The organism is Pseudomonas sp. TWR1-1-4 (assembly GCF_049897165.1).
GTDB lineage: Bacteria > Pseudomonadota > Gammaproteobacteria > Pseudomonadales > Pseudomonadaceae > Aquipseudomonas > Aquipseudomonas canadensis.
Genome location: NZ_JAFCVS010000008.1, coordinates 1 through 6159 on the forward strand (window position 1 = coordinate 1; position 6159 = coordinate 6159).

Genomic DNA, 6159 nt, shown 5'->3' on the forward strand with positions numbered 1-6159 from the left:
GGCAGGACGCCGGGTTAGCCGCGCTGGGCCAAGGATGGCCCATCGCGGCGGCCCACGGATTCAAGCCTTCGTTACGGCACACCGAGCCTAAGCGAGGTGCCGAGTGTTGGGGCAAGAGCGTTTTGCTTACTTTTGCGCTGTTCAAAAGTGAGCCGCCGTAAGGGCGGAACCAATATCAGCCATCACCGCAGCAACGGATATGTACACAACACACCAGCCCCCCATCACCCCGGCAACGGAATCACCCTCAACCCCCTCACCGACTTATAAGAAAAACTCGAATAAATCTCCTTAACGCAAGGCAACGTCTGCAACACCTCCCGCGCAAACTCCCCAAACGATTCCAGATCCTTCGCCACCACTTCCAATAAGAAATCATACCGCCCCGACACGTTATGACACGCCACAATCTCAGGAATCTCCAACAACCGCTGCTCAAACGCCCGGGCAATCTCCTGGGTATGACTCTCCATCATGATGCTGACAAACGCCGTCACCCCATACCCCAGCGCCTTGGGCGACAGAATCGCCTGATACCCGCTGATCACCCCACTCTCTTCCAGGTTCCGCACCCGCCGCCAGCACGGCGAGGTGGTCAGGGACACGCGGTCGGCCAATTCGGCCACCGTGAGACGGGCATTGCCTTGAAGCGCGTTTAAAAGGGCTTTGTCGGTACGGTCCAGACTGACGGGCATAACGTGCCTCTATTCTTTATTTTTATAAGATTTTCATCCCAGGACGCGGGAATTAGTAGCAAATATTGCAAAGTTCATCTGTGGTTATGAGCATAGCATTGTAGGAAATAAGGAGCGTCCGACATGAACAATAAACACAATGCATTCGGCTTTTCCACCCGCGCCATCCACCACGGCTATGACCCAAAAGACCATCACGGCGCACTCGTCCCTCCGATTTACCTGTCAGCCACCTTTGCTTTCCCAACCGCCGAATACGGCGCCGCCTGTTTTGCCGGTGAAGCGAGCGGCCACTTCTATACGCGCATTTCCAACCCAACCCTGGCGCTGCTGGAATCACGCATGGCCACCTTGGAAAACGGCGAGGCCGCAGTGGCGTTCAGTTCCGGCATGGGCGCAATCGCCGCGACGTTCTGGACCCTGCTGCGCCCTGGCGATGAAGTGATCGTCAGCCAGACCCTGTACGGCTGCACCTTTGCCCTGCTTCACCATGGCATCGGCGAATTCGGTATCAAGGTGCGGCATGTCGACCTGACTGATCTGGCGGCCCTGCAAGCCGCATTTAGCCCCGCCACCCGCATGATCTACTGCGAGACCCCGGCCAACCCCAACCTGCGACTGGTGGATATCGCTGCCGTGGCCGCCCTCGCCCACGAGCAGCCGAACGTCACCCTGGTGGTCGACAACACCTACTGCACGCCCTACCTGCAACGCCCCCTCGACCTGGGCGCCGATGTGGTGGTGCATTCGGCCACCAAGTACCTCAGCGGCCACGGCGATATCACGGCGGGCATTGCGGTGAGTAGCCAGGCACTGGCCCAGCGCATTCGCCTGCAGGGCCTCAAGGACTTGACTGGGGCGGTGATGTCGCCCCAGGACGCTTCGCTGTTGATGCGCGGCCTCAAGACCCTTGCCCTGCGCATGGACCGTCATTGCAGCAATGCCCAGGCCGTGGCCGAAGCCCTGCAGGCGCATCCCGCCGTGCAGTCGGTGACGTACCCGGGACTGCGCTCTTTCCCGCAGTACGAACTGGCGACACAGCTGATGAAACTACCCGGTGGCATGATTGCCTTCGAGCTCAAGGGCGGCATCGAAACCGGTCGGCGCTTCATGAATGCGCTCAAGCTGTTCACCCGGGCGGTCAGCCTGGGTGATGCCGAGTCACTGGCGCAGCACCCGGCGAGCATGACCCACTCCACCTACACCCCGCAGGAACGTGCAGCGCACGGTATCAGCGAAGGGTTGGTGCGCTTGTCGGTGGGGCTTGAGGATGTGGCCGACCTGTTGGCGGATGTGCAGCAGGCACTCGCCAAGTGCACGCCTACCCTCACACGTCCTTCTAAGCTTGTGAGTTTTTAATCCGATTATTTAAGATTGGATCCCCTTCCCGTCGCCAGGCTGTACTAGCATAGGTCCGGCGGGAAGGACTATCACGGTAGGTTATTCGCATTGGCTTGCACCTTAATCCCCGCTGCTATAAAGCCGAATACCTGCACGCCTCATGGACGAAATGATGAACTCACAGCTGTTCCCTCATATTGGCAAAGTCATCGCCAGCACCGGCAGCCGCCATTTCCCACGCATGCTGCATGACCTGATCCTCACCCAACTGGCGGTGGACGCCACTCATATCACGCAATTGCAGGTCAGCGCCGACGGGCAAACCCGCCGCAAGATCAGCCCGGTCTACACCGATTCGGTTGAGGCGTTGGGCGACGAACAACCGGCCGCACAATTGCACCTCACCCGCCGCAAGGATGACGTGCGCTACGTCTTGTCGGTGTATCGCTCGCACCAGTCCGAAAGCTTTTCGCCCCAGGAGCGCAGCATGTTGCAGGACTTCTCCACCTTGCTGCTGCCCATGGTGGAAAAGCACATCGCCGCGATCCAACCGTGCCGTCAGGACAGCGACGCGGTGGTGCTGGAAAACCAGGGCCTCGAAACCCTGCGCAGGCGCATCGAAGAACGGTTGGTACAGTCGGGGCTGACCCTATCCAACCGTGAGCTTGAGGTGTGCGTGGGCCTGCTCGCCGGGCGGACCGCGCCGGAGTTGGCGGAGCAGTTGGCGTTGAAGGTCAACACCATCGAGAGCTACCTGAAGCGCGCGTCGATCAAACTGGGAATCAGCGGGCGGCATTCGTTGTTGCGATGGATGTATGCCACTGAGGACAACACAGGCTTTTAAGACATACCTGTTCAAAATGTGGGAGCGGGCTTGCTCGCGAATGCAGTGTGTCAGTCAACAGATTCATTGGCTGAACTACCGCATTCGCGAGCAAGCCCGCTGCCACATTTAATCTCTATTGGCTGACAAACCTCAATCTCTGGCAAGCGCCTCGATCGGGTCCAGCCGCGCCGCATTCCTGGCCGGTACAAAGCCAAACACAATGCCGATCAACGTCGAACAGGCAAACGCCGTGATGATCGAGCCCAGGGAAAACACCATCTCCCATTCCTTCACAAACAACGAAAACAGAAAGCCCAGGGCATAGGACAGCGAGATCCCGATCAGCCCGCCGATCAAACACACCATCACCGCCTCCACCAGGAACTGCTGGCGGATATCCGACTGCCGCGCCCCTACCGCCATGCGAATGCCGATCTCACGGGTGCGCTCGGTGACAGACACCAGCATGATGTTCATCACGCCAATGCCCCCCACCAGCAACGAGATCACCGCGATCAACGACAGCAGCAACGCCAGGGAGCGACTGGTTTTCTGCACGGTCTGCATGATGCTGTCGAGGTTGTTGGTAAAGAAGTCCTTGGTGCCGTGGCGTTGCAGCATGAGTTTGTTGACGTTGTCTTCGACCACCTTGCTCGGCTGGCCGTCCTTGATGCGCACGGTGATGCTGTCCAGATGGCGCTGCCCCAGCAAGCGCCCTGCCGCTGTTTCATAGGGCACCCACACGTTCAGCGCCTTGCTGGCGGCGAACATGTTCTTGTTATCAGCGGTGACCCCAATCACGGTACACGGCAGGTTACCCACCAGGATCACCTGGCCCAGCGGGTCGACGTTCGGGCCGAACAGTCGGTGACGCGTGTTGTGGTCGATCACCACCACCTGGGCCTGGCGCCGCGCATCGCTTTCGCTGAAGGCGATACCGGCTTCGAGCTTCAAGCCCTTCACTTTGAAATAGCGGTCACTCACCCCATTGACCTGCGCATCCAGGTCGATATTGCCAAAGCGCAGCAACAGGTTGCGGCCCACCACCGGCGTAGCACTGTCGACGTAATACAACTGATTCAACGCGTCCACATCCGAAGGCATCAAGGTCTCGATGGCCGAGGCGCGGCTATCGCCAAAACTGGTGCCGGAAAAAATGTCGATGGTGTTGCTGCCGATCGCCTGAATGTCCTTGAGCACATAACGCTTGGCGCCTTCACCGATGGCCGAGATCGACACCACCGAAGTAATGCCGATAACGATACCGAGCATGGTCAACAACGTGCGCATGCGGTGAGACACCAGCGCGACCCAGGCCATGTTGAAGGCCTCCTTGAACAACCCCAGGCTCGCCACCAATCGCCGGGCGCCACTGCGTTTTGGCTCGATGGGCGTTTCGCTGGGCAACTCCAGGCCAGCACTCTCATTGGCCTTGTCGCTGACAATCTCGCCATCACTGACCTCGACGATGCGCTGGGCGTTCGCCGCGACCTTGGGGTCATGGGTGACGATAATCACCGTGTGCCCCGCCGCGTGCAGCTCGGCGAGGATGCGCATCACCTCTTTGCCACTGTGGGTGTCGAGGGCGCCGGTGGGTTCGTCGGCGAGGATCACTTCGCCGCCGTTCATCAAGGCACGGGCGATACTCACCCGTTGCTGCTGGCCACCGGAGAGCTGGCTGGGACGGTGGGTGGTGTGACCGGACAAGCCCAGCCGCGCGAGCAACTCCCGTGCGCGGCTGTGGCGTTGGGTTTCCGGTGTGCCGGCGTAGATCGCTGGCATTTCCACGTTGTGCAAGGCACTCAGATGCGCCAGCAAGTGGTAGCGCTGGAAGATAAAACCGAAGTAATCACGGCGCAGTTCGGCCAACTGCTCATCCCCCAGGGAACGGGTTTCGATGCCGTTGATCTTGTAGCTGCCGGCCGTGGCGTAATCCAGGCCGCCGAGGATGTTCATCAGGGTCGATTTGCCTGAGCCTGAGGCGCCGATGATCGCGACCATTTCCCCAGCATGAATCGTCAGGTCGATGCCCTTGAGCGCGATGAATTCACGCTCGCCGGCCATGAAGCTACGGGTGATGCCCTTGAGTTCCAGCAGTGGCTGAGTCATCCGTCAGTTCCCCGCCACAGCGGGCGTGGCGTCGCCGATCACCACTTTGTCGCCTTCGGCCAGGCCTTCGAGGATCTGCACCTTGACGTTGTTGTTGATCCCGGTCTTCACCTCCCGCGACACTGCCTTGCCTTTCGCGTCCAGCACCCGCAACGAGTAACTGCCGTCGTTGTTGCGCGCCCCCAGTGCCGCCACCGGTACCATCAGCGCGGCCTCGGCGGTGTCGAGCACGATACGTACCTGGGCGGTCATGGCGATGCGCAGACGGTGGTCGGGGTTAGGCACATCGAACAACGCGTTGTAGAACACTGCAGTGTTCTGCTTCGGCGTGCCGGCGGTCTGGGTTTCCAGGAAATTCTGTGGCGCCGGTTCCGTGCCGCGCAGCTTGGCGTAGTAACGCTTGTCGGCCTCGCCGAGGATGGTGAAGTAGACCTGCTGGCCGGGGCTGATGTGAATCACATCCGCCTCGGAGACCTGGGCCTTGACGGTCATGGTGTCCAGGTCCGCCAGCTTGAGCAGCACCGGCGCCAGTTGGTTGGCGATGACGGTCTGGCCTTCCTGAGTGACGATGCCCACCACATCGCCATCGATGGGCGCGACGATGCGGGTGTAAGCCAGGTTGACCTTGGCGGTGTCGATCTGGATGTGGGCGCTTTTTATCTGCGCGTCCAGGGACAGCAAGTTGGCCTGTTGCACCTGGAAGGTGGATTCGGCATCTTCGAAGTCTTGGCGGGAGACTGACTCGTCAATCTGCAGGCCTTTGTAGCGTTCGTATACGGACTTGGCCTGCTTGAGCTGCGCCGCTGTGGCGCGGCGTTGGGCCTGGAGGTTTTCTTCGTCGACCTGGGCTTTGCGCAGGGTGTTTTGCAGGATCAATGGGTCGATTTCGGCTAGCCATTGACCCTTTTTGACCTTGTCGCCGACTTTGACCTTGAGGGATTTCAATTGGCCGGAGACTTGGGCGCCGACGTCGACCTGTTTGATGCCTTCGAGCAGGCCGGTGGCGAGGACGGCGTTTTCGATGTTGCCGCGTTCGGCGGTGGCGGTGAGGTATTGCGGTGCGTCGGCGGGAGCTTGGACCGTGTAGATGATCAAGCCTATGGCGATGGCCAGTGTGGCGAGCATTCCTAGTTTGCGTAACTTTGACTTTTCCATGGGTGGCCTTTGGTCGTTTACATATCCGTTATT

The 6159-nt window shown here is 59.9% G+C and carries 5 protein-coding genes; 2 read left to right on the plus strand and 3 right to left on the minus strand.

Going from position 1 to position 6159, the window contains the following annotated elements; all coding sequences use genetic code 11:
- Positions 1-224: 224 nt before the first annotated feature.
- The gene (locus ACP7C6_RS24755; RefSeq protein ID WP_028615836.1) at positions 225-695 is read right to left on the minus strand and encodes an Lrp/AsnC family transcriptional regulator; all 471 of its coding nucleotides are present in this window, start codon (positions 693-695) and stop codon (positions 225-227) included.
- A 123-nt stretch (positions 696-818) separates the two neighbouring features.
- Here ACP7C6_RS24755 and ACP7C6_RS24760 point away from each other — a divergent pair, with 123 nt between their 5' ends.
- Positions 819-2054 carry a methionine gamma-lyase gene (locus tag ACP7C6_RS24760; protein WP_426109349.1) on the plus strand — a complete coding sequence of 412 codons (1236 nt, stop codon included), beginning with the start codon at positions 819-821 and terminating at the stop codon, positions 2052-2054.
- A 154-nt stretch (positions 2055-2208) separates the two neighbouring features.
- A complete protein-coding gene (locus tag ACP7C6_RS24765) occupies positions 2209-2880 on the plus strand; it encodes a helix-turn-helix transcriptional regulator (RefSeq protein ID WP_028615834.1) in 672 nt (223 codons plus the stop codon).
- Positions 2881-3012: 132 nt separating this feature from the next.
- Here ACP7C6_RS24765 and ACP7C6_RS24770 read toward each other — a convergent pair whose 3' ends face one another.
- Complete coding sequence (locus ACP7C6_RS24770) at positions 3013-4971, minus strand: MacB family efflux pump subunit (protein WP_028615833.1); 1959 nt, start codon at positions 4969-4971, stop codon at positions 3013-3015.
- Positions 4972-4974: 3 nt separating this feature from the next.
- Positions 4975-6126: a macrolide transporter subunit MacA gene (macA, locus tag ACP7C6_RS24775; protein WP_426109350.1), complete on the minus strand. Its 1152-nt coding sequence runs from the start codon at positions 6124-6126 to the stop codon at positions 4975-4977.
- Between the last annotated feature and the right edge of the window lie 33 nt (positions 6127-6159).

Bases quoted from the DNA above. Each gene is read 5' to 3' on its own strand.
- macA (WP_426109350.1), bottom strand. From the start codon at position 6,126: ATGGAAAAGTCAAAGTTACGCAAACTAGGAATGCTCGCCACACTGGCC.
- ACP7C6_RS24765 (WP_028615834.1), top strand. From the start codon at position 2,209: ATGAACTCACAGCTGTTCCCTCATATTGGCAAAGTCATCGCCAGCACC.
- ACP7C6_RS24760 (WP_426109349.1), top strand. From the start codon at position 819: ATGAACAATAAACACAATGCATTCGGCTTTTCCACCCGCGCCATCCAC.
- ACP7C6_RS24755 (WP_028615836.1), bottom strand. From the start codon at position 695: ATGCCCGTCAGTCTGGACCGTACCGACAAAGCCCTTTTAAACGCGCTT.
- ACP7C6_RS24770 (WP_028615833.1), bottom strand. From the start codon at position 4,971: ATGACTCAGCCACTGCTGGAACTCAAGGGCATCACCCGTAGCTTCATG.